We start from the raw sequence: 22,612 nt of genomic DNA on the forward strand, positions 1-22,612 counted from the left end.
CGACATGCCTCGTGAATGTCTGCTCCGGTAGACGTTGACGAGGCATGTTAGCAATGAGGTGATGGAATGACGATTCAGTGGTTCCCCGGACATATGACAAGAGCCCGGAGACAGATTCAAGATAAATTGAAGCTGATTGATATTGCGGTCGAGCTTCTCGACGCACGGATACCGCTTTCGAGCCGCAATCCGATGGTTGATGAGATTTTGCTTAACAAGCCGCGGATGATTGTGTTAGGGAAAAGCGATCTTGCTGATCCAAGAGAAACCGAAGCGTGGATCGAGCGGTTCAAATATGAAGGACATGAATGTATTGCGGTTGATGCATCGACGGGTACTCGGGTAGGAGAGATTCCCGGCCTGGCAAAAAAGCTGCTGCATGAAAAAATTGCGAAGCAATTGTCCAAAGGCATTAATCCGCGCGCGGTTCGTGCACTCATTGTCGGTATCCCGAATGTGGGCAAATCGACGCTGATTAATCGCCTTGCTGGCCGTAATATTGCGATAACGGGCGATCGTCCAGGCGTTACCAAAGGCCAACAGTGGATTAAGGTAGGCACGGAAATGGAGCTCCTGGATACTCCGGGTATTTTGTGGCCCAAATTCGAGGACCCCATCGTAGGCTATCGCTTGGCGATGACAGGCGCGATTCGCGAGCAGATTCTTAATATCGAGGATATTGCGTTCTTCGCAACTCGTGAACTGATTAGCCGTTATTGGGACACGCTGGTGGACCGATTCGGTATTGATGTAGAGCGCCCTACTGATCTGGAGGATTCCAGCGAAGTTGTTCGCATCATGGAAGCGATCGGGCGTAAGCGCGGTTGTCTCATTAGCGGCGGCAACGTTGATTTGGAGAAGTCTTCGGGCATTATTTTGCGCGAGATGCGTGCAGGAAAGCTCGGGCGGCTAACATTGGAATCCGCTTCGACTTATTAAGCCTCACAAACTAAAGGCAACGCATGGGAGAATGGGGAATGCTGGAATACGAAAAGCTGCTTTGGGAGCAGGGCTGCAGCAACATCGCGGGTATCGACGAGGTAGGGCGAGGCTGCTTGTTCGGTGATGTCGTAGCCGCTGCCGTCATTTTGCCGCCCGGGCTCGTGCTGGATGGCGTCAACGACTCCAAGAAGCTGTCCGAGAAAAAGCGAAATGAGCTGTATGATATCATCATCGAGCACGCGCTCTATTGGTCAATTGCACGAATTGATTCCGACGAAATCGATCGAATCAATATTAAGCAGGCTTCACGTTTAGCGATGAAGCAAGCCGTGCAGACGCTCGGCGTTGATCCTGATCATTTATTAGTCGATGCCGAGAAGATTGATCTTGACCTTCCGCAGCAGGCGATTATAAAAGGAGATGCGACTAGCCAATCGATTGCAGCCGCATCGATCCTTGCGAAGGTAACCCGCGATCGATTATGTACGACAGAGTGGGAGAGCCTGTATCCAGGCTATGGAATCGCCATACATAAAGGATATGCGACGAAGCTGCATCGAGAGAAGCTGCTCGAGCTCGGACCGACACCGCTGCATCGGAAATCGTTTCTGGGAAACATCATGGCGCAAATGGAGCAGCAGCAAATGTTGTTCTAGCCGTTCGTTAAATATGGATATGAAGAATTCGTAAACCGTTCATTTGAGCAGCTGCGCATGCGGTGCAGCCACATGAACGGTTTTTTACTTTTCGCATAATGTAATAGATTTTCAGCAAGAATGGTTTAGCTTCGCCCGTTTTGTGCCGATATAAACGATATACGGAGTGATCGATCGACAAAAGGGGAATTTACTTTGAATATAAGCCAGATGATGAGAAGCCTGCTCGGTGACGTGCAGAATGGCGAGAGCCGTAAGCTTGAGTTAAAAGCAGGTCAAGTGGTGCGCGGTGTCGTGCTGCAAACACAGGGAGAGCAAGAGGCTCTGGTGCAAATAAACGGAGTACAAGTCCGTGCTAAGCTGGAAACGCCGCTATCTCCCGGACAAACAGCGACCTTAAAGGTTCAGCCTGAATCGAATTCCGGGATGATCGTACTGAAGCCAATCGATTCGGCTGAGCAGCAAGCATCGGACGATACGGTGCGGCAATTGGTAAAAGCAGCAGGGCTGCCGGATTCGAAATGGGCGATGGAAATCGTCCGAGATATGAAGCGTGATGGGATTCCGATGACGCGTGAAGTTGCGCAAGCGTTAAAGCAGGTATTTAGCGCGATTCCAAAAGGGGTCGATCCAGCAGAGTGGATGCAGGCTGCGGCTGCGGCGCTCAAACGAGGGTTGCCAATGACGGAGCAAACGGTGGCGGCTATGCGGCAGGTGATGTTTGGGAAGCCGATGCATGTTTTGCTGGATACGATCAGCCATCAGTTAACCCAAGTGGCTGGCACAGAGGCTGATGGAAGGGCGGCTGAACCAGAGGCGGCGGAAGGGGCGGCAAATAAGCCGATACTGCCGGATGGCACGGTGAAAAATGGAGCGGCGGGAGGTCCATCCGCAACGTCAGCAACAGCTCTAGCAGCGCGTGTGAAGGAACTGCTTGCACAAGCAGCAGCGCTGCAGCAGCAGGCTGTGGAAGGCAGCGGAGGAGACGGGCTATCACAAGAAGCGGCGGACTCGCAGACACACGCAGCTGCCAATGCTAAAACGTCTCCAGCACAGGCTGAAGGGCCACTGGGTAGACAACCGAACACGGTGCCTACCGACAGCAAAACAGCCCCTTCATCTATGGCGACAGGCGGCCATGCAGAAGTTACGTCGAATGCGACAAGCGGCCAAGGAAATAACGGACGCTTTACTGAACCAGCCGTGACCGGCCGTCCCGCCTCGACAGATTCGGGAGGCTGGCTGGGCAAGATGCTGCAGGTGCTCGGCGTAAACCATGAGCATGAGCTGCTTCAAGAGACAACGCGTATGCGGGCAATCGAAACAACGAATGCGTCGCAAAATAGCAATAAGCCTGCTGCTACGGGCTTGAGCACTAATGTTAACAACCAGGCTGAAACACGAAGCAATGTTGATGCACAAGGCGAACCGATACCGTTGCCCCGCAATGGAGGTAATGGGACAGCGCCTAATATGGTTGGAGCCGACATGAGGAAGCCTAGTGGAACCCCGTCATCTGGGGCTGCTTCAACGGAAGTTGAAAAAGCGGCGAGTGATATGCAAGCGGAAGGTGAAGCAAACGCGGCAGGGCGTTTGACGGGTGGACAAAATGGTCTCATGCGTCAAGCGATTGGCGCTGAGGGGCTGCGTGCCGCACCTTCGATTCCACTGCAGAACCATGCTCACGCGGCAGAGGGGATAACATCGGAATCGCTGAAAAGCGCGTTAATGTCCCTCGCATCAATGGATGATGCCCCTGCTCAGCTCAAAGAGACGGCTCAGCAGCTCGTTCAGCAAATTACCGGCCAGCAGTTGCTCTTGTCGCCCGAACGCAACGGGTCAATGCTAACGCATCTTACGTTATTCATTCCGCTGCTTAACCAAGAAGGCAGCCAGACTGCATCCGTTCATGTCCAAACGAAGCGGGGACCGAAGAATGAACTCGACGCATCCAATTGCCGACTGCTGTTTGATTTGAATTTAAAATCAATCGGCAATACGATCGTGGATGTGCATGTCGTCGATAAAATCGTAAACTTAAACGTGTGGAACGATCATCCGCTCATGCAGACGATTGCGTTGGGGGAACGAAATGCGGTTGCTGCCGCGCTTCAGCAGGCGGGTTATCAGCTGCTGACGTTCAAAGTCACCGCCATGCCAGACGAGTCAATCAAAGCCAATGGGAGCAGCGCTGAGGGCGCGTCAGGGGGCGAAGCGGCATTTCCACCGACAGTACCCTCCTATGGGGCGAAGCCGTACAAAGGAGTCGATTTCCGGATATGAGCCCACTACATGAATCTGCCAAGGACGGGGAGCCAACGAATCAAGCCCGTAAGGCAGTAGCCTTAAAGTATGAGCCTGGAGAACGTTCGGCGCCTGTCGTAATTGCGAAAGGAAAAGGCCACTTAGCGGAAGCGATCGTCGCGAAGGCAGCGGAAAATGGCGTTCCGATTCAAGAGGATTCCTCGTTGGTGGAGGTGCTCTCGAAGCTCGATATCGATCAAGAAATTCCGCAAGAGCTATACGCGCTTGTCGCCGAGATATTAAGTTTTGTCTATCGTTCGGACAAACGAGCAGGAGCGTGGGATGATTAAAAGTAACCGAATCGAAACGGGAAAAATCGGGGAAGCGGCTGCGGAGCGGCATTTGGTTGAAGCGGGCTACTTGATACGGGAACGAAACTGGCGATGCCGCGCCGGTGAGGTCGATATTATTGCAGAGCAGGACGGAACGATGGTTGTCATTGAAGTGCGTACGAGGCGCTCGAGCTCTTCGGCTGCGTTCGGGTTAGCGGCGGAATCCGTCGATTTTCGAAAATGCCAGAAGGTGCGCATGGTTACGGAAATTTATTTGCAAACACGCAAGCTGAGCGGTCGAACCGTTCGGTTCGATGTCATTACGGTAATGCTGGGCGCAGATAATACCCTGATCAATTTGACTCATATTCAAAATGCTTTCTAAAGAAAAAGCAGAAGGAACCGCAGGATGGCTTCGTCCATCTCGATTCTTTCTGCTTTTATTATTGAAGGACTTCTAGGGGCTATTCGCTTATGACTTCCCCGGATCGCCGATATTGAATGGCTTCCGACATATGCTCTTCATCGACTGCGGAGCTATTAGAAACATCAGCAATGGTTCGGGCAAGCCGCAGGATGCGGTCATGGGCACGGAAGCTGATTCCAAGCTTATCAAATGCATGCCGAAGCAACTTAGCGGAGCTTGCGGATAATTGCACGGCGCGATGAAGGGTAGCACCCGATAATTCGGCATTCCAATGGACACCAGTTGTTCTCGACCGGTGGTGCTGTCGTTCAGCAGCAGACATAACAAGAGCGTGCATATCGGAGCTTGTCATGCCAGGGCGTGCAGATTGAAATGTTTTTGGGCGGGGCACTTCGAGCAGCAGGTCAATTCGATCCAGGAGAGGCCCAGATATTTTGCTTCGATAACGAGCGACTGCTGCATCTGTACAAGTGCAATGCCGATCGTTGGCGTCATTGCCTAAGTAACCGCATGGACATGGATTCATGGAAGCAGCGAGCATGAAACGGGCAGGGAATCGGAATACTGCTTTTGTGCGAGCAATCGTTACAGCACGATCCTCCAGCGGTTGGCGTAGAACCTCGAGTGCGGGTCGTGTGAACTCGGGAAGCTCGTCGAGAAAAAGCACGCCGCGATGCGCGAGCGTGACTTCGCCAGGGCGGGGTATAGAGCCTCCACCGATTAACCCGCCAGCGGATATCGTATGATGAGGGGAACGAAACGGTCGAGTACGGATGAGTGAAGTGGGGCTTGCGCCTAGCTTGCCTGCAACGCTATATATTTTGGTCACCTCAAGCGCTTCTTCATCCGTTAGTGGCGGGAGAATAGTAGGAAGACGGCGAGCGAGCATCGTCTTACCTGTACCAGGAGGGCCGCATAACAGCACATTATGACTTCCGGCGGCAGCGATGAGCAGGGCGCGCTTGGCGCCGTGCAGCCCGAGCACGTCGCCATAGTCGAGCGAGCCTTCGCTAGCGGATGTCCCATCTACGATGTTGCGAGCCGGTTGAAGCTGATGCAACTCTGGCTTATAGCGAAAAGCTTGCCAGCGATCACCTTCGTTCCAAGCTGCAAGCTCGTTGAGATGAGAGATGGCGTAAACGTCTATTTTGTTCAACAGGGCAGCCTCAGCGGCGTTGCCGATCGGAAGAATAACGCGTGTAGCCTCGTTCCTGATCGCCTGCTCGACCATCGGCAGGACGCCAGGCACCGCGCGAACATCGCCATTGAGCGAAAGCTCGCCAATTAGGAGCGTACGTTGGAATGGGGCGGCTGGCAGCTGCTCACTGGCAACGAGTATAGCTGCGGCAATCGTAAGATCGAATGCGGAGCCTTCCTTGCGAAGATCGGCAGGAGCGAGGTTAATCGTAATGCGGCTCATTGGAAATTGAAAGCCGCAATTTCGAATCGCTGCCCGAACACGCTCGGAAGACTCGCGAATCGCGCTGTCTGGCAAACCGACCAGATTGACCTGGGGCAGCCCGCTTGCAATATCGGCTTCAACTGCGATGGAAATTCCATCTATGCCGGAAACGCTTGAACCCAGTAGGCTGGCATACATAACAAAATACACCTCCGTCATTATCGGTCGAAGGTGCTTCCTTACGGTTCCGTATCAGTCATTCATCTCTTGGCTCTATCATATCGATGGAAAAAGCTGCTGTCAACGAGGAGGCCGAATTGATGCGAAAGGAGTGGATAAATTGGCGTTCTAGCCTATTTTTTGAAATGTGAGAAATGCGAAAACCAATGTGATTCGATCTCATATCATCTCAAAACTAGATGAATTTCATATCAAAAGAGCAGTTTATTAATTTTGCAAAAGTGAGGTAAGGTTGTACATTTAGTGATACAATAAGCTTGTTTGTTTACATTCCATTGCTTGATACAGTTTGCGGATTGGAGGATTTCGTTAATGAATATCCATGAGTACCAAGGCAAAGAAGTCCTGAAGCAATACGGAGTTCTCGTGCCTGAAGGCAAAGTCGCTTTCACAGTTGACGAGGCTGTCGAAGCTGCAAAAGAGCTTGGCACTTCTGTTGTCGTTGTAAAAGCACAAATCCACGCAGGTGGCCGCGGTAAAGCGGGCGGCGTTAAAGTCGCGAAAAATCTGGATGAAGTGAAAGCTTACGCGAGTGAAATTCTCGGTAAAACGCTGATCACGCATCAAACAGGTCCAGAAGGCAAAGAAGTGAAGCGCCTGCTTATCGAGCAAGGCTGCGACATTAAGAAGGAATATTATGTTGGCGTTGTCGTCGACCGTGGCACTGGCCGCGTCGTTCTGATGGCATCCGAAGAGGGCGGCACGGAGATCGAAGAAGTAGCTGCGCACTCGCCAGAGAAAATTTTCAAAGAAATCGTTGACCCGGCAATCGGGCTGCAGGCTTTCCAAGCGAAACGTCTTGCATTCAACATCAACATTCCAAAAGAGCTCGTGAACAAAGCGGCCGGCTTTATGATCGCGTTGTACACGGCATTCGTTGACAAAGATTGCTCCATCGCGGAGATCAATCCACTCGTCGTTACGGGTGACGGCAACGTAATGGCTCTTGACGCGAAGTTGAACTTCGATTCCAATGCGCTGTATCGCCATGCTGATATTTTGGCGCTTCGCGACTTGGATGAAGAAGATGAGAAAGAAATCCAAGCGTCCAAATTCGACCTTAGCTACATCGCGCTCGATGGCAACATCGGCTGCATGGTTAACGGCGCAGGCCTTGCTATGGCGACGATGGACATTATCAAATATTATGGCGGCGACCCTGCCAACTTCCTCGACGTAGGTGGCGGTGCTACCAAGGAGAAAGTTACGGAAGCATTCAAGATCATCCTGTCCGACGAGAAAGTAAAAGGCATTTTCGTAAACATTTTCGGCGGCATCATGCGTTGCGACGTTATCGCTGAAGGCGTAATTGCTGCTGCAAAAGAGCTCGGACTCGACCGTCCGCTCGTTGTACGCCTGGAAGGCACGAACGTAGAGCTCGGCAAAAAAATGTTGAACGAATCCGGCCTGAACATCGTTGCGGCTGACTCCATGGCCGACGGCGCGCAAAAAATCGTTGCGCTCGTGAAATAGGACAAGCAACCGGCTAAATCCGAATTTTTTCTCAGGGGATGTGAAATTTCGATGAGCATTTTGATCAATAAAGATACGAAAGTCATCACGCAGGGGATTACGGGCAAAACAGCTCTGTTCCACGCGAAGGGCGCGCTCGATTACGGTACGCAAATGGTTGGCGGCACGTCGCCGGGCAAAGGCGGTACAACGGTTGAGATTGCACTCGAGAACGGCAGCACGGCTTCGCTTCCAGTGTTTAACACGGTAACAGAAGCAGTAGCGGCAACGGGCGCAACAGCATCCGTTATCTACGTACCGCCAGCGTTCGCAGCTGACGCAATCCTTGAAGCAGTTGACGCTGAATTGGAAATCGTTATCTGCATCACGGAAGGCATTCCAGTGCTTGACATGGTGAAGGTTCAACGTTACTTGGAAGGCAAAAAAACACGTTTGATCGGTCCTAACTGTCCGGGTCTCATTACGCCTGACGAGTGCAAAATCGGTATCATGCCTGGCTACATCCATACGAAAGGCCATGTAGGCGTCGTTTCCCGCAGCGGAACGCTTACTTACGAGGCTGTACACCAATTGACGACGCGCGGCATCGGCCAATCGTCGGCAGTCGGTATCGGCGGCGACCCGGTTAAAGGTACGGAGTTCATCGACGTACTGAACATGTTTAATGAAGATCCAGACACGTACGCTGTCATCATGATCGGTGAAATCGGCGGCACGGCTGAGGAAGAAGCGGCTGAATGGATCAAAGCAAACATGAAAAAACCAGTGGTTGGCTTTATCGGCGGCGCAACAGCTCCGGAAGGCAAACGCATGGGCCATGCTGGCGCTATTATTTCGGGCGGTAAAGGTACTGCTGCAGAGAAAATCGCAACGCTCGAAGCTTGTGGCGTAAAAGTATCCCCAACACCTTCGGAAATGGGCTCGACGCTCGTATCCGTGCTCGAAGAGCAAGGCTTGTTGGAAAAATGCATTACGCGCAAATAAATATAACTTTTGTTGGACTCATCGCATGCTTAGGCGGGTGGGTCCAAGAGGAGAGGCAAGCAGCCTTTCGTCCCTATACAGGGTACGATTGGCTGCTTTTTTGCATTTAAATCGGGCGGTCGGCTTGCAATCTCGTTCTGGCTAGAGCAAAATAGGAAAAGGATGCAAGCCTCCGTACAGGAGGAAGGTAAAATGTCTCATTTTAATAAAAGTAAAATGCTCGTCATGCTCCATGACATTCCAGGCATCGGATGGAAGACGATCAAAAGAGCGGTTGACGCACGACTGTGGCAGCGAGCGTCACTCGATTCGATTGAGCCGTGGTTATCGGCTGGATTTCGACCGGAGCAAGCGAATCAAGCAGCAAAACGTTTCTCAGAGTGCCAAAACGGGTATGATTTTATCATAAAGAAATATTTGCAGCGGAGCGCGAGCGTGATAACCGTGGATTCCGCGGAGTATCCGGACGGGCTTCGGAATATTCATGAGCCGCCATGGGTGTTATACGCAATAGGAAGATTGGAGCTTCTGAACCGGCCTGCCGTATCTATTGTAGGCACGCGAACGCCGACAGCCTACGGCAGACATATGACGGAGCAGCTGGCGTCGGGATTTGCAGAACGAGGGCTAACCGTTGTTAGCGGCCTTGCCAAAGGGATCGATGGCATCGCGCACGAAGCTTCTGTTGAACGTTCTGGAAGCACCATTGCTGTACTCGGAACGCCAATTGAGCGCATCTATCCGCCTCAGCATGCATCGCTGTTTCGCCGAATAGCGAAACAGGGCCTTCTTTTGACAGAAGCGCCCATAGGCACTGCATTCCACCCTGGATTATTTCCGTTACGCAACCGAATTATCGCAGGACTGTCTGCAGGGACGGTTGTCATCGAGGCGGCAGATCGAAGCGGTTCGCTGATCACCGCAGAGCAGGCGTTTTCATTCGATAGGGAGCTGTTCGCGCTGCCTGGTCCGGTCACCTCGCCGAAAAGCAACGGAACGAACCAACTGCTGGCATATGGAAAGGCTCGCGTTATCCGTTCCACCGAAGATTGGTTCAAGCATTTACCTTATATGGACATGGAATCCATTACGCAGAACGGCAGTTTATTAGCGACTAATGGCCTAGAGTCATTAAGCGAAGATGAACGAAGCGTGTACGAAATATTGCTCGATCAACCGTGCTCAGCCGATGAACTTCATGAGCTTACGGGAATGTCTCTTGGACATTTGCACGCTGTTCTGATAAATTTATGTATAAATCGTAAGGTTCAACAACAGCACGGAGCTACATATACCGTTATCTAAGGGAGAGGAGGACGCTTAATGGCGGATTCGCTCGTTATTGTCGAGTCGCCTGCCAAGGCGAAAACGATCGGCAAATATTTGGGCAGTAAATATATCGTAAAAGCGTCCATGGGTCACATTCGCGATTTGCCCAAAAGTCAAATCGGCGTTGAAGTTGAAAATGACTTTAATCCGAAGTACATAACGATCCGAGGAAAAGGCAGCATTCTGAAGGAACTGAAGGATGCGAGCAAAAAAGTGAAAAACGTCTATCTCGCGGCTGACCCCGATCGCGAGGGTGAAGCTATCGCATGGCATCTTGCCCACTATCTGGAGCTGGATGAGGCGAATAGCTGCCGAGTGGTATTCAATGAGATTACGAAGCAGGCCGTTAAGGATGCTTTCAAGACGCCAAGACCGATTAATATGGATCTGGTCAATGCCCAGCAAGCGCGTCGTATTCTTGACCGGCTTGTAGGCTACAAGATCAGTCCTTTGCTATGGAAGAAAGTCAAGAAAGGCCTCTCTGCCGGCCGTGTGCAGTCCGTTACAGTGAAGCTGATTATCGACCGCGAGAATGAAATTGATGCATTCGTGCCAGAGGAATATTGGACGATTACAGCACGTCTTATGAAGGGCGATGCTGCTTTCGATGCGAAATTTCATTCGATCTCCGGCGAGAAACGGGAACTTAACAGCGAAGCAGACGTACAAGCAATATTAGCAGAAATGAATGGCGCGCCGTTTACGGTGAGCGAGGTGCGGGAGAAGGAACGTTTGCGCAACCCGGCACCGCCATTCATCACGAGCTCCTTGCAGCAAGAGGCGGCACGCAAGCTTGGATTCCGCGCTTCGAAGACGATGTCTGTCGCGCAGCAGCTTTACGAGGGCGTTGACCTTGGCAAAGAAGGCACGGTCGGTCTGATCACGTATATGCGTACGGATTCGACTCGTATTTCGCCTGTCGCACAGGAAGAGGCGAAAGAATTCATAACGAATAAATACGGGGCGTCGTATTTCCCCGAAGAGCCGCGTATTTATGTGAGGAAAAACAGCAATGCGCAAGATGCGCATGAGGCCATTCGTCCAACTTCCGTCATGCGCGAGCCGGATCAAATGAAAGAGTTTTTGAGCCGTGATCAGCTTAGACTTTATAAACTGGTCTGGGAGCGGTTCGTGGCAAGCCAAATGTCTTCGGCAATCCTCGATACGATGACCGTCGACCTGAAGGCAAATGAAACCGGATTCCGAGCTGTCGGCTCGAAAGTAAAGTTCTCCGGCTTCATGAAGGTTTACGTCGAAGGCAACGATGACGGAACGCCGAATGATGATGATAAATTTCTTCCAGCGCTTGCGATAGGCGATACGATCGTAACGGAGGCCATCGATCCGAAGCAGCACTTTACGCAACCGCCGCCTCGCTATACAGAAGCAAGGCTGGTCAAGACGCTCGAGGAGCTCGGCATAGGGCGACCAAGTACGTATGCGCCTACGCTGGAAACCGTTCAAAAGCGCGGGTATGTGGCGATTGAAGAGAAAAAGTTCATTCCGACGGAGCTTGGCGATCTCGTCAGCCAGCTGATGGAAGAGTTTTTCCCGGAAATTCTTGACGCGGAGTTCACCGCCCAAATGGAGGATGAGCTTGACCACGTCGAGGATGGCAAAGAGAACTGGGTGAAAGTGCTCGCTGATTTCTATGAGTCATTCGAGAAGAGACTTGAAGTCGCTGAAGAAGAGATGAAAGAGATCGAGCTTCAAGATGAAGTGTCGGATGAAATCTGCGAGAAATGCGGACGCCATCTTGTATACAAAATGGGGCGGTTCGGCAAGTTTCTGGCATGCTCCGGCTTCCCGGAATGCCGAAACACGAAGCCGATCGTCAAAGATATCGGCGTAACATGTCCGAAGTGTGCGAAGGGCAGCATCATTGAACGCCGCAGCAAGAAAGGCCGGGTGTTCTACGGCTGCAACTTGTACCCGGAATGCGATTTTGTTTCATGGGATAAGCCAGCAAGCAAGCCGTGCCCATCCTGCGGGGGGTTGCTAGTGGAGAAACGCAGCAAGGCGGGCGTTAAGCTGCAATGCACGCAATGCGACCATAGCGAGCAAGTGGCTGATGATAACGATATGGATCATGAACAAGAGCAAGCGTAGCGTTCTGCTCGCTTGCCGGATTAACGACGCGCTGTCCGTCCATCTCAGGGCGGCAGCCGTTTTCATTCAGAAAGGTAGGTACTTCATTTGTCTTCAACTACAAGAGTAACGGTCGTTGGTGCTGGTTTAGCCGGCAGCGAGGCCGCATGGCAGATCGCATCACAAGGCGTTCCAGTAACCTTATATGAAATGCGTCCGGTTACCCGTACGCCAGCCCATCATACCGATAAATTTGCGGAGCTCGTGTGCAGCAACAGCTTGCGCGCCAATGGTTTAGCAAATGCAGTAGGCGTACTGAAAGAAGAAATGCGCGCGCTAGACTCTCTGATTCTAGGCTCTGCAGATCGCAATGCCGTACCGGCAGGAGGCGCGCTTGCGGTTGACCGCGATGGCTTCTCAGGCGAGGTAACGCGATTGCTGCGCGAGCATCCATTGATCGAGGTACGCAATGAAGAGCTGACAGCCATTCCAGAGGATGGCATCGTCGTTATCGCGACGGGACCATTGACGGCCCCTTCGTTGTCGCAAGGCATTCAAGCGCTTCTAGGCGAAGAATATTTTTACTTCTATGACGCTGCAGCACCGATTATCGAGAAAGATTCGATCGATATGTCGAAGGTGTATCTCGCATCACGTTACGACAAGGGCGAGGCGGCTTATTTGAACTGTCCAATGACAGAAGAGGAATTCAACATTTTCCACGAGGCGCTGACGACTGCAGAAAAGGCAGAATTGAAAGACTTCGAGAAGGAAGTTTATTTTGAGGGCTGCATGCCAATCGAGATTATGGCGAGTCGCGGCAAGCAAACGGTTCTATTTGGACCAATGAAGCCCGTAGGCTTAATTAACCCGCATACTGGCAAGCTGCCTCATGCGGTCATCCAGCTTCGCCAAGATAACGCTGCTGGCACTCTGTATAATATGGTTGGCTTCCAAACGCATCTGAAATGGGGAGAGCAAAAACGGGTATTCTCGCTCATTCCTGGCTTGGAGAATGCAGAGTTTGTCCGCTTTGGCGTCATGCACAGAAATACATTCATTAACTCGCCGCGGCTGCTCCGGTCGACTTATCAATTTAAAGCGCGTGAGACGCTCTTCTTTGCCGGCCAAATGACTGGGGTAGAGGGTTATGTAGAGTCAGCTGCCTCTGGGCTTATAGCGGGCTTAAACGCGGGCAGGCTCGCACGCGGGCTGGAGCCGGTTGAGCTCCCTGCCGATACAACGCTGGGCAGTATGGCGCAGTACATAACAACAGCGGATTTCAAGCATTTTCAACCGATGAATGCGAACTTTGGCTTGTTCCCGCCGCTTGAAAAACGAATGAAAAGCAAGAAAGAGAAAAATGAAGCGATTGCCAATCGTGCTTTAGCTTCACTTGAACAGTTCAAAAACGAGTTCTTAAGCTAACGCTCCAAGCGAAACGCGGAAAAACTACAGGAGGTGTCCATCATGGAGATGCAGTTTCACGCAACGACGATTTGTGCGGTTCGTCATAATGGCCAAGGCGCGATTGCAGGCGACGGTCAAGTTACCTTCGGCAACAGCATGGTCATGAAGGGGACCGCGAAAAAAGTACGCCGCTTGTATCGCGGACAAGTGGTTGCCGGCTTTGCCGGATCTGTCGCTGATGCGATTACATTGTTTGAGAAGTTTGAAGGCAAGCTGGAGGAGCATCACGGCAACCTGCAGCGCTCTGCTGTCGAGCTTGCCAAAGAATGGCGATCCGACCGCGTGCTTCGCAAGCTCGAAGCGATGCTGCTCGTTATGGATGCGCAAGGGCTTTTATTGATTTCGGGAAATGGCGAAATTATCGAACCGGATGATGATGTGCTTGCGATCGGTTCCGGAGGAAGCTTTGCATTGTCTGCGGCACGAGCGCTTAAACAGCATGCAACGCATATGGAAGCAAAAGATATGGCCAAGGCTGCCCTTGAGATTGCAGCCGACATCTGTGTGTTTACGAATCGCAATATTATAGTGGAAGAAGTGTAGTAGTTGTACCTTGCAATAGGTAGGAAGAAGGATATTAACAGAAGTGGACTAGGGACAATACACTAACCGGCGGAGGGATGTACAATGGGGAATGAGTCGATGACACCGCGACAAATTGTCGCAGAGTTAGATAAATATATTATCGGTCAAAAACAAGCGAAGCGCTCCGTTGCCATCGCATTGCGCAATCGGTACAGAAGAAGCAGGCTGTCTGAAGAATTGCGGGACGAGATCGTTCCTAAAAATATACTGATGATCGGTCCTACAGGCGTAGGCAAAACGGAAATTGCTCGACGTCTGGCGAAGCTCGTGCAGGCTCCTTTCGTTAAAGTCGAGGCAACCAAGTTCACCGAGGTCGGGTATGTTGGCCGAGATGTAGAGTCCATGGTGCGTGATCTGGTTGAAACGGCCATTCGCATTGTCAAAGCAGAGCGTACGGAACGCGTCAAGGATCGTGCAGAGGTGCTTGCGAATGAACGGATCGTAGCACTGCTTGTTCCTTCTGCCACTAAGTCCAAAACGCAAAAAAATCCGTTTGAAATGTTATTCGGTGGACAACAGGGCAAGGAGTCTGAGCCTGAACCGGAATACGACTCTTCTGTATCGGAGCAGCGCAAGGCTGCGAAGGAAAAGCTGGCAGCCGGGCTGTTGGAAAATGAAATGATTGAGATCGAAGTCGAAGACAACACGCCGAATATGATGGATATGCTTTCTGGCCAGCCAGGCGAGGGCATGGGAGCGAACATGCAGGACTTGCTCGGCCAATTCATGCCAAAGCGGACGAAGAAGCGCAAGCTCAAAATAAAGGAAGCGCGTAAAGCGCTTATCCAAGAAGAAGCGACAAAGCTGATCGACATGGATGATGTGATTACCGAGTCGGTATTGCGTGCCGAGCAGTCCGGTATCATTTTCATCGATGAGATCGATAAAATCGCCAGCCCGTCGAGAGGCTCCGGTCCGGATGTGTCGCGAGAAGGCGTACAGCGCGATATTTTGCCGATCGTTGAGGGCTCTACGGTTATGACCAAATATGGTCCTGTCAAAACGGATTATGTGTTATTCGTTGCAGCGGGGGCTTTCCATGTCGCGAAGCCATCGGATCTTATCCCGGAACTTCAAGGACGCTTCCCGATTCGGGTAGAGCTGACGAGCTTAAGCCTAGAAGATTTTGTGAAAATCTTGCAAGAGCCTAAAAATGCTTTAACCAAGCAATATTCAGCTTTGCTGGAAACGGAAGGCATCGCAATCGATTTCTCCGATGAAGCGATTCGGGAGCTCGCATCCATAGCTGCTGATGTAAACAAAAATACCGAAAATATCGGCGCACGCCGGCTTCATACGATACTGGAAAAGCTGCTCGAGGATTTATCTTTCGAGGCGCCTGACTTGAATTTGGAGCGTATTACGATTACGCCTGAATATGTGAAGGAGAAGCTGAGCAGCATCGCGCAAAACCGCGATCTTAGCCAGTATATTTTGTAGTAGGGGTCGTTTTGGGAGGACAGGTAACATGACTTTACTAGCTAAGACTAGGACATTAAACCGGCTGCTGCAGCGGGCTGCCGGCAAAGCGCTTAACTTTCGAGAGATGGCGGAAGTCCTGAGCTCCACCATGCAAGGCAACGTATTCGTCGTGAGCAGAAAAGGCAAGATTCTCGGATGCGCCGCAATGGGCGCTTATGAGCATGATCACCTGCGGGCAATGTCCAGCGGCGAGATTCGCTTAACGTCGGAAAGCAATGACCGTTTCCTGCTTCTGCAGGAAACGGTTACGAATGTTGAGGCGGATCCTGGTGTAACCGAGGCGTTCCCGCTATTATCCGGACATCGTACGATGACGGTAGTGCCAATTATTGGCGGTGGAGATCGGCTTGGAACGCTTGTATTAACGCGTGATGCAGAGACATTCGTCGATGAGGATCTTATTCTTGCAGAATATGGTTCTACGATTGTCGGAATGGAAATATTGCGGGAGCGTGCAGAAGAAGTTGAACTGGAAGCGCGCAGCCGCGCTGTCGTCGCAGTCGCAGTCGGGTCGTTATCGTTCAGCGAGATGGAAGCCGTGGAACATATTTTCGAGGAACTTGATGGAAAAGAAGGCTTGTTAGTTGCTTCCAAAATTGCGGATCGCGTTGGCATTACCCGTTCAGTAATTGTAAATGCTTTGAGAAAACTGGAAAGTGCTGGCGTGATTGAGACGCGATCACTCGGTATGAAAGGCACTTACATTAAAATTCTGAATCCGCAGCTATTAGTGGAACTAGAGAAGATAAAAGCATAGTTTAGTCCGTTCGGACGAGGAAAGCCCTGTCTTTAATTTAAAAGATAGGGCTTTTTTCTTATTGTATATATTTTGGAAATTGATGAATATATTCATGTCGGCAAAACTCGACATCCCTTTCTCATTTTTTTAACAAAATGATGTCGAAACAAGAAGGAATAGCGAAGTCCGAGTGGAATACGTAAAGAGATCACGAATCAGAAAGTGGGGAACAATCGGTGAAATTGTTGAATGGCATCGAATTTCGACGATTGGAGACGGCGATACAATCGGCTGAGACTAGGCAGAAGGTAATTTCCGACAACATCGCAAATGTCGATACGCCGAATTTTAAGCGATCTGAAGTACTATTCGAAGATCTGCTTGCGGATGCAATGGGGACAAACGAGAAAAAGATTGCGGGCATTCGGACGAATGCAAGGCATATCCCAATTGGACAATCCTCTTCCATTCCGACTCCTGAGGTAGTGTTGGACGAGAACAATTCGATAAACAATAATGGCAACAACGTTGATATCGATCGTGAGATGACGCTTCTCGCAAAAAACCAGCTCGCTTACAACTTCTACATTCAGCAAGTGAATCATGACGCAAAGATGATGACAACCGCCATTGAAGGGAGAGCGTAACAGATGAGGCTTAGTAATGGTTTTGATGCAAATGCATCGGCGTTAACCGCCCAACGGCTTCGGATGGACGTCATTTCTTCTAACATCGCCAACGCGGAAACAACTCGTGCAGGCTATGTGAATGGCAAATTCGTTCCTTACACACGCAAGATGGTCGTAATGGAGCCTGCAAACAAAAGCTTCTCAGACGTACTCTCCGGCCAAATGAATGGTACGGCAGCTAACCCTGGTGTTAAAGTAACCAAAATCGTCGAGGATAAAACACCTCCAAAGCTGGTATACAATCCAAGTCATCCTGATGCAGACGAATTCGGATACGTAAGCATGCCAAACGTTGATATCGCGAAGGAAATGATTGATATGATCTCAGCCTCACGTTCTTACGAAGCGAATATTACAGCGCTTAACGCTACGAAAGGCATGTTCGCCAAGGCGCTCGAAATCGGCAGATAAAGGAATGGAGGGATGACGCTTGATTCAGGCAGTCACCGCGATACCGGTACAACCGGTTCAAGTAAATAACAACATTACGGCAGTAGGACAATCAACGCCGGCCGAAGTTACACAATCATTTGGCAACTTTTTAGAGCAAGCTTTGAATAGCGTGAGTGCACAAGAGCAAAACGCGCAAGTGCAAGCAACACAGTTTATGGCAGGCAAGGTAGATGTATCGCAAGTCATGATCGCCTCAGAGCAGGCGCAACTCAGTCTTCAGCTCACCACACAGATTCGTAATCGCGTAGTTGAAGCATACCAAGACATAATGCGAATGCAGCTGTAGAACTTGAATTGACGAACTGGCAAAGCAATGGGTGAGGTGACACTGTGAATGAGACAATCGCCCGGTATCGTGACCGACTCTCGCAATGGTGGAGTCAGACGGGCAAGAAGCAGAAGATTTGGCTAGGCGGTACGTTAGGATTTTTGATTCTGGCAATCATTCTTTTAACTTACATATTCTCAAGAACGGATTACGAGATTGCGTTTCAGAATCTCGATACAACAGACTCAGCTGCTGTGATGACATACTTGGATAGCAGCGGCATCAAGTATCAGCTGTCCTCGGACGGAAAGAGCATTTTGGTTCCAAGTGCGGTTGCATCGCGAGTCAAAATCGACGTTGGTTCGCAAGGCTTAGTTCGTAACGGTTCCATCGGATTTGATTCCTTTAATCAGAATTCATCCCAATGGGGTACGACGGATAATGAATTCAACGTCAAATATCGCAACGCGCTCAATGGTGAAGTTCAGCAGTTGTTGAACAACATGCAGGGTGTAGAGTCTTCCAAAGTCCTTGTGACGCTTCCGCAAGAAAGCGTATTCGCGGATAGAGAGGAAGAACATGCCATTGCATCGATCACGCTGAAGTTCACAAACGGCTACCGTCCAAGTCAAAAAGAGGTAGATGGGTACTTCAAGCTCGTGAAAACGGCTGTTCCTAATCTCGCAATTGATGATATTACAATTGCAAGCACGGAAGGCGAACTGGTCTCTTCGGAGGCAGGCGGCAGCCCTGCTAATGGCGGTACGGAAGTAGCGGATCAACTGTTCCAAATTCAGCGCAAATACGAAACCGAGTTGAAAAAGAACATTCAACAGTACTTAAGCACAATGATCGGCGAAGGTAATGTTGCCGTATATATTGCGAGCAGCTTGAACTTCGACCAGAAGACATCAGAGCAAAACCTCGTGGAGCCAATTGCGAACAATAACAACAAGGGCGTTGTGTTGAGCGAGCAGGAAACGAGCAAAACGTCGACGAACACGGATTCAGCTGTGGGCGGCGTGCCAGGCTCAGGCGAAACGGATGTGCCGGGTTATACGGCTGCAAACGGTGCGGGCAACTCTTCCAACGAAGAAACGTCGAGCATTCGCAATTATGAAATTAACCGAATCAAAAACATCGTGGAATCAAGCCCGTTCATGATTAAGGATTTGAATATCAGCATCGGCGTCAACCGTGCATCGCTGCAAGGCGAGGCGCAAACGCAGATTACGAATTATGTAAAACAAATTTTGCGCACGCAGCTTGCACAATCCGGACTTGATGTGACGAGTGATTCAGTCGTAAGCCAGCGTGTAACGGTTATGGCGCAAGACTTCGCAGCAGGCGGGGCTGGATCGGAATCCTCCAAACTCAGCACAGCTTGGATGGCGGGAATCGGTATTGCAGCATTGGCGCTTATTGCCGGCTTTGCAATCGGCATGATGCGCAAGCGCAAACGGAATGCAGAGATCGCAGCAGCTGAAGCGGCGGCGGCAGCAGATCCGGTGCGCGTTGAATTCCCTACGCTTGATCTGGATAGCGGCGCAAACGACCATCAGGTACGTAAAAATCTTGAAACACTTGCCAAACGCAAGCCAGAAGAATTCGTTAATCTTCTCCGGACTTGGCTTGTGGACGAATAGAGGTGGCTGGCATGGCGAAAACATTCGGAGGGTTATCCGGCAGGCAAAAAGCCGCCATCCTGTTAATTACATTAGGTCCAGAAGTTTCGGCAGAAATTTTCAAGCAATTGCGTGAAGACGAGATTGAGCAATTGACGCTTGAGATTGCGAATGTCCGTAAGGTGGACAGCACGGAACGTGAACAAATCCTATCTGAGTTCCATCAGATCTGTCTGGCGCAAGAGTACATTCAACAGGGCGGTATCGCGTACGCCAAAGATATTTTGGAAAAAGCGCTCGGCGAGCAAAAAGCAGTTGAAGTTATTAATCGCCTGACGGCGACGCTTCAAGTAAGACCATTTGACTTTGCCCGCAAAGCAGAGCCGACACAAATTCTAAACTTTATCCAAAATGAGAACCCTCAAACGATTGCATTGGTTCTCTCTTATTTACAGGCTGACCAATCCTCGCATATCTTGTCTTCACTTCCACAAGAGAAGCAGGCAGAGGTTGCACGCCGAATTGCATTGATGGACAGCACCTCGCCGGAAGTCATTAATCAAGTCGAACGCGTGCTGGAACAAAAGCTATCGGCAACGGTAACGCAAGATTACTCGACGGCTGGCGGCATCGAATCGATCGTTATGATTTTGAATGGTGTTGACCGCGGTACTGAACGAACGATTCTCGATGCGCTCGAGATTCAAGATCCCGAGCTGGCAGAAGAAATCAAAAAACGGATGTTCGTGTTCGAGGATATTGTCAATATCGACAATCGTTCCATTCAACGGATCATTCGCGATCTCGAAAATTCGGACCTTCAGCTCGCGCTCAAAGTTGCAAGCGAAGAGGTGCGCGAAGCGATCTTCCGCAATATGTCGAAGCGTATGGCCGAGACATTCAAGGAAGAAATGGAATATATGGGCCCAGTGCGGCTGCGTGACGTTGAAGAGGCGCAAACGCGCATCGTAGCAACGATTCGCCGACTGGAAGAAGCAAGTGAAATCATCATCGCCCGTGGTGGAGGAGATGATATCATTGTCTAATTTGATAAAGTCTTCACATGTCGTGTCGGTCGAAGACTTGCGCAAATTGGAATGGTTCAACCGTTATGTACCGCCAGTGCCTGAAGAGGAATGGGTTGTTGACGAGACGCCCAAACCTGATGCAGAAACCATCTCGTTGCGAGACGAAATTATCGCGGACGCGCAGCAGTTCGCTGAAGAGCATGTACGTGATGCAGTCGAGCACAGCAATACGCTTCTAGCCAACGCCGAGTCGCAAATTAACGAGTGGTGGCAAGAACGCCGTATCGAAGATGAAGCGATCGTGACGCAAGCTAGAGAAGAAGGCTTTCAGTCCGGGTATGATGACGGTCGGTCTCAAGCGTTGCATGAGCTTCATCAAGAATGGCAGCAGCGGATTGAAGAAGCAAGCAGTCTACTTACCGCAGCTTATCGCATGCGTGAGCAAATCATTCAGGAATCCGAGCCTTTTCTCGTTGATCTGAGCTGTGCAATCGCCGAGAAGCTAATCGGTCGCCAACTGAGCGTTTCGCCTGAGATCGCAATTGAAATGATTCGTAAGTCTCTTGCTAGAAGACGTGAACAAGGTGTAATCACCTTATGTGTTGCGCCTCAGCATCTTGCTTTCATGCAAGCGGCAAGGGAAGAGCTGACATTATCGATCGATTCACAGGCTGAGTTGCATATTTTGCCGGATCCGACGGTTCGCGATCATGGATGTGTGATCCGCTCCAGTTTCGGCAGCATCGATGCGCGTATTGACACACAGCTTACGGAGATTAAGCGAGAGCTCGTGCAATTGGCGTTAGACAGCGACGAGTGGAGGAACGCAGATGAGCATTCCGAAGCTTAATGCTGCTAAATATGTAGAGCACATGGGGCCGTTGGATCCAGTGCGTGTAAATGGCAAAGTAACGCAAGTTATCGGATTGACAGTTGAATCTGAAGGCCCGGATGCCAGTATCGGCGAGGTGTGCTACATCTATCCGACTAAAGGCGCAAAGCCGCTTAAAGCGGAGGTTGTTGGCTTCAAAGACAACAAAGTCATTCTTATGCCGCTCGGTGAGCTCGAATCGATTGGACCCGGCTGTGACGTAGTCGGTACAGGCAAGCCGCTAACCGTGCAAGTAGGTTCGGAATTGCTTGGCAAAGTACTCGATGGGTTAGGGCAGCCGCTGGATGGCTCATTCATTCCAAGCCGGATGCCGCACAGCTCAACGAATAACGTACCTAACAATCCGCTCATGCGGCCGCGGGTCAAACAACCGCTAGGTATCGGCGTAAGAGCGATCGATGGATTGCTTACGGTTGGCCAAGGCCAGCGCGTTGGTATTTTTGCCGGATCAGGTGTTGGTAAAAGTACATTGCTCGGCATGATTGCTCGCAACACTTCTGCAGACGTCAATGTTATTGCCTTAATCGGCGAACGCGGGCGCGAGGTGTTAGAGTTTATCGAAAAGGATCTTGGTCCGGAAGGACTAGCGCGATCCGTCGTCATTGTCGCAACATCAGACCAGCCGGCACTTATCCGGATGAAAGGCGCGCTTATCGCAACGACGATTGCCGAATATTTTCGAGATCGCGGACTCAATGTCATGCTGATGATGGATTCGGTCACGAGGTACGCGATGGCACTTCGGGAAGTTGGTCTTGCGATTGGCGAACCGCCAGCAACTCGGGGATATACGCCATCTGTCTTCGCTGCATTGCCCAAATTGCTTGAGCGGGCAGGAACAGGACCAACCGGATCGATTACCGCCTTTTATACCGTGCTCGTAGACGGCGATGATATGAACGAGCCAATCGCAGATGCTGTACGCGGTATCTTGGACGGCCATATCGTACTAAGTCGCGATTTAGCGCATCAAGGTCATTTTCCAGCAATTGATGTTCTCGCATCGATCAGCCGGGTTATGAAAGAAATCGTAACGGACGAGCAGCAGGATGCAGCAAACTCGCTCAAGGGATTGCTCGCTACTTATAAGAGTTCGGAAGACTTGATCAATATTGGGGCGTATCAGTACGGTTCTAATGCAAAAATCGATCAAGCGATTGAAGCGATTGACGAAATTAGGGCCTACACCAGGCAGAAAACGAACGAGAAGGTCATTTTGGAAGACGCGCAACAGCAGCTCATTCAACATTTTCTCGGGAGATGA

The 22,612-nt window shown here is 50.7% G+C and carries 21 protein-coding genes; 20 read left to right on the forward strand and 1 reads right to left on the reverse strand.

The features are described 5' to 3' along the window. The first annotated feature begins 66 nt into the window (after positions 1-66). From ylqF to PAECUDRAFT_RS02755, 5 genes are all read left to right on the forward strand, one after another. Positions 67-939 carry a ribosome biogenesis GTPase YlqF gene (gene ylqF / locus PAECUDRAFT_RS02735; protein ID WP_006036565.1) on the forward strand — a complete coding sequence of 291 codons (873 nt, stop codon included), beginning with the start codon at positions 67-69 and terminating at the stop codon, positions 937-939. A gap of 38 nt (positions 940-977) precedes the next feature. Continuing rightward, complete coding sequence (locus PAECUDRAFT_RS02740) at positions 978-1,598, forward strand: ribonuclease HII (protein ID WP_006036566.1); 621 nt, start codon at positions 978-980, stop codon at positions 1,596-1,598. A 195-nt stretch (positions 1,599-1,793) separates the two neighbouring features. Continuing rightward, on the forward strand, positions 1,794-3,881 hold the full coding sequence (locus tag PAECUDRAFT_RS02745; RefSeq protein ID WP_006036567.1) for a hypothetical protein: 2,088 nt from the start codon (positions 1,794-1,796) through the stop codon (positions 3,879-3,881). After that, the gene (locus PAECUDRAFT_RS02750; protein ID WP_006036568.1) at positions 3,878-4,192 is read left to right on the forward strand and encodes an EscU/YscU/HrcU family type III secretion system export apparatus switch protein; all 315 of its coding nucleotides are present in this window, start codon (positions 3,878-3,880) and stop codon (positions 4,190-4,192) included. The genes PAECUDRAFT_RS02745 and PAECUDRAFT_RS02750 overlap by 4 nt, the downstream gene beginning before the upstream one ends. After that, on the forward strand, positions 4,185-4,559 hold the full coding sequence (locus PAECUDRAFT_RS02755; RefSeq protein WP_006036569.1) for a YraN family protein: 375 nt from the start codon (positions 4,185-4,187) through the stop codon (positions 4,557-4,559). The genes PAECUDRAFT_RS02750 and PAECUDRAFT_RS02755 overlap by 8 nt, the downstream gene beginning before the upstream one ends. 79 nt (positions 4,560-4,638) lie before the next feature. Here PAECUDRAFT_RS02755 and PAECUDRAFT_RS02760 read toward each other — a convergent pair whose 3' ends face one another. Further along, on the reverse strand, positions 4,639-6,201 hold the full coding sequence (locus PAECUDRAFT_RS02760) for a YifB family Mg chelatase-like AAA ATPase (RefSeq protein WP_006036570.1): 1,563 nt from the start codon (positions 6,199-6,201) through the stop codon (positions 4,639-4,641). A gap of 354 nt (positions 6,202-6,555) precedes the next feature. Between PAECUDRAFT_RS02760 and sucC the strand changes: the two genes are divergently transcribed. The 15 genes from sucC (at position 6,556) to fliI (ending at position 22,612) form a co-directional block, all read left to right on the forward strand. Next, positions 6,556-7,716: an ADP-forming succinate--CoA ligase subunit beta gene (gene sucC / locus PAECUDRAFT_RS02765; RefSeq protein WP_006036571.1), complete on the forward strand. Its 1,161-nt coding sequence runs from the start codon at positions 6,556-6,558 to the stop codon at positions 7,714-7,716. Between the two features lie 51 nt (positions 7,717-7,767). Then, positions 7,768-8,700 (forward strand): succinate--CoA ligase subunit alpha, encoded by a 933-nt coding sequence (gene sucD, locus PAECUDRAFT_RS02770; RefSeq protein ID WP_006036572.1) that lies wholly within the window; start codon positions 7,768-7,770, stop codon positions 8,698-8,700. 192 nt (positions 8,701-8,892) lie between these two features. After that, positions 8,893-10,005: a DNA-processing protein DprA gene (gene dprA / locus PAECUDRAFT_RS02775; RefSeq protein WP_006036573.1), complete on the forward strand. Its 1,113-nt coding sequence runs from the start codon at positions 8,893-8,895 to the stop codon at positions 10,003-10,005. An 18-nt stretch (positions 10,006-10,023) separates the two neighbouring features. Further along, entirely contained in the window at positions 10,024-12,138 is a 2,115-nt protein-coding gene (gene topA, locus PAECUDRAFT_RS02780; protein WP_006036574.1) for a type I DNA topoisomerase, read from the forward strand. A gap of 87 nt (positions 12,139-12,225) precedes the next feature. Beyond that, positions 12,226-13,545: an FADH(2)-oxidizing methylenetetrahydrofolate--tRNA-(uracil(54)-C(5))-methyltransferase TrmFO gene (trmFO, locus tag PAECUDRAFT_RS02785; RefSeq protein ID WP_006036575.1), complete on the forward strand. Its 1,320-nt coding sequence runs from the start codon at positions 12,226-12,228 to the stop codon at positions 13,543-13,545. 42 nt (positions 13,546-13,587) lie between these two features. Further along, complete coding sequence (gene hslV / locus PAECUDRAFT_RS02790; protein WP_006036576.1) at positions 13,588-14,130, forward strand: ATP-dependent protease subunit HslV; 543 nt, start codon at positions 13,588-13,590, stop codon at positions 14,128-14,130. A gap of 84 nt (positions 14,131-14,214) precedes the next feature. Then, on the forward strand, positions 14,215-15,612 hold the full coding sequence (gene hslU, locus PAECUDRAFT_RS02795; protein WP_006036577.1) for an ATP-dependent protease ATPase subunit HslU: 1,398 nt from the start codon (positions 14,215-14,217) through the stop codon (positions 15,610-15,612). Between the two features lie 28 nt (positions 15,613-15,640). Further along, entirely contained in the window at positions 15,641-16,411 is a 771-nt protein-coding gene (codY, locus tag PAECUDRAFT_RS02800; protein ID WP_006036578.1) for a GTP-sensing pleiotropic transcriptional regulator CodY, read from the forward strand. A 218-nt stretch (positions 16,412-16,629) separates the two neighbouring features. Further along, positions 16,630-17,040 carry a flagellar basal body rod protein FlgB gene (gene flgB, locus PAECUDRAFT_RS02805; protein WP_006036579.1) on the forward strand — a complete coding sequence of 137 codons (411 nt, stop codon included), beginning with the start codon at positions 16,630-16,632 and terminating at the stop codon, positions 17,038-17,040. A 3-nt stretch (positions 17,041-17,043) separates the two neighbouring features. Next, entirely contained in the window at positions 17,044-17,493 is a 450-nt protein-coding gene (flgC, locus tag PAECUDRAFT_RS02810) for a flagellar basal body rod protein FlgC (protein WP_006036580.1), read from the forward strand. A 19-nt stretch (positions 17,494-17,512) separates the two neighbouring features. Next, positions 17,513-17,821 carry a flagellar hook-basal body complex protein FliE gene (gene fliE / locus PAECUDRAFT_RS02815; RefSeq protein WP_006036581.1) on the forward strand — a complete coding sequence of 103 codons (309 nt, stop codon included), beginning with the start codon at positions 17,513-17,515 and terminating at the stop codon, positions 17,819-17,821. Between the two features lie 44 nt (positions 17,822-17,865). After that, positions 17,866-19,449 (forward strand): flagellar basal-body MS-ring/collar protein FliF, encoded by a 1,584-nt coding sequence (gene fliF / locus PAECUDRAFT_RS02820; protein WP_006036582.1) that lies wholly within the window; start codon positions 17,866-17,868, stop codon positions 19,447-19,449. 11 nt (positions 19,450-19,460) lie between these two features. Further along, a complete protein-coding gene (fliG, locus tag PAECUDRAFT_RS02825; RefSeq protein WP_006036583.1) occupies positions 19,461-20,474 on the forward strand; it encodes a flagellar motor switch protein FliG in 1,014 nt (337 codons plus the stop codon). Continuing rightward, on the forward strand, positions 20,467-21,306 hold the full coding sequence (locus PAECUDRAFT_RS02830) for a FliH/SctL family protein (RefSeq protein WP_006036584.1): 840 nt from the start codon (positions 20,467-20,469) through the stop codon (positions 21,304-21,306). Before fliG ends, PAECUDRAFT_RS02830 begins: the two co-directional genes overlap by 8 nt. Next, a complete protein-coding gene (gene fliI / locus PAECUDRAFT_RS02835; protein ID WP_006036585.1) occupies positions 21,287-22,612 on the forward strand; it encodes a flagellar protein export ATPase FliI in 1,326 nt (441 codons plus the stop codon). The genes PAECUDRAFT_RS02830 and fliI overlap by 20 nt, the downstream gene beginning before the upstream one ends.

This window comes from Paenibacillus curdlanolyticus YK9 (assembly GCF_000179615.1).
Lineage (GTDB): Bacteria > Bacillota > Bacilli > Paenibacillales > Paenibacillaceae > Paenibacillus_T > Paenibacillus_T curdlanolyticus.

Coding starts and splice junctions, on each gene's coding strand:
- ylqF (WP_006036565.1), top strand. CDS start 67: ATGACGATTCAGTGGTTCCCCGGACATATGACAAGAGCCCGGAGACAG.
- PAECUDRAFT_RS02740 (WP_006036566.1), top strand. CDS start 978: ATGCTGGAATACGAAAAGCTGCTTTGGGAGCAGGGCTGCAGCAACATC.
- PAECUDRAFT_RS02750 (WP_006036568.1), top strand. CDS start 3,878: ATGAGCCCACTACATGAATCTGCCAAGGACGGGGAGCCAACGAATCAA.
- PAECUDRAFT_RS02755 (WP_006036569.1), top strand. CDS start 4,185: ATGATTAAAAGTAACCGAATCGAAACGGGAAAAATCGGGGAAGCGGCT.
- PAECUDRAFT_RS02760 (WP_006036570.1), bottom strand. CDS start 6,201: ATGTATGCCAGCCTACTGGGTTCAAGCGTTTCCGGCATAGATGGAATT.
- sucC (WP_006036571.1), top strand. CDS start 6,556: ATGAATATCCATGAGTACCAAGGCAAAGAAGTCCTGAAGCAATACGGA.
- sucD (WP_006036572.1), top strand. CDS start 7,768: ATGAGCATTTTGATCAATAAAGATACGAAAGTCATCACGCAGGGGATT.
- dprA (WP_006036573.1), top strand. CDS start 8,893: ATGTCTCATTTTAATAAAAGTAAAATGCTCGTCATGCTCCATGACATT.
- topA (WP_006036574.1), top strand. CDS start 10,024: ATGGCGGATTCGCTCGTTATTGTCGAGTCGCCTGCCAAGGCGAAAACG.
- hslV (WP_006036576.1), top strand. CDS start 13,588: ATGGAGATGCAGTTTCACGCAACGACGATTTGTGCGGTTCGTCATAAT.
- hslU (WP_006036577.1), top strand. CDS start 14,215: ATGGGGAATGAGTCGATGACACCGCGACAAATTGTCGCAGAGTTAGAT.
- codY (WP_006036578.1), top strand. CDS start 15,641: ATGACTTTACTAGCTAAGACTAGGACATTAAACCGGCTGCTGCAGCGG.
- flgC (WP_006036580.1), top strand. CDS start 17,044: ATGAGGCTTAGTAATGGTTTTGATGCAAATGCATCGGCGTTAACCGCC.
- fliG (WP_006036583.1), top strand. CDS start 19,461: ATGGCGAAAACATTCGGAGGGTTATCCGGCAGGCAAAAAGCCGCCATC.
- fliI (WP_006036585.1), top strand. CDS start 21,287: ATGAGCATTCCGAAGCTTAATGCTGCTAAATATGTAGAGCACATGGGG.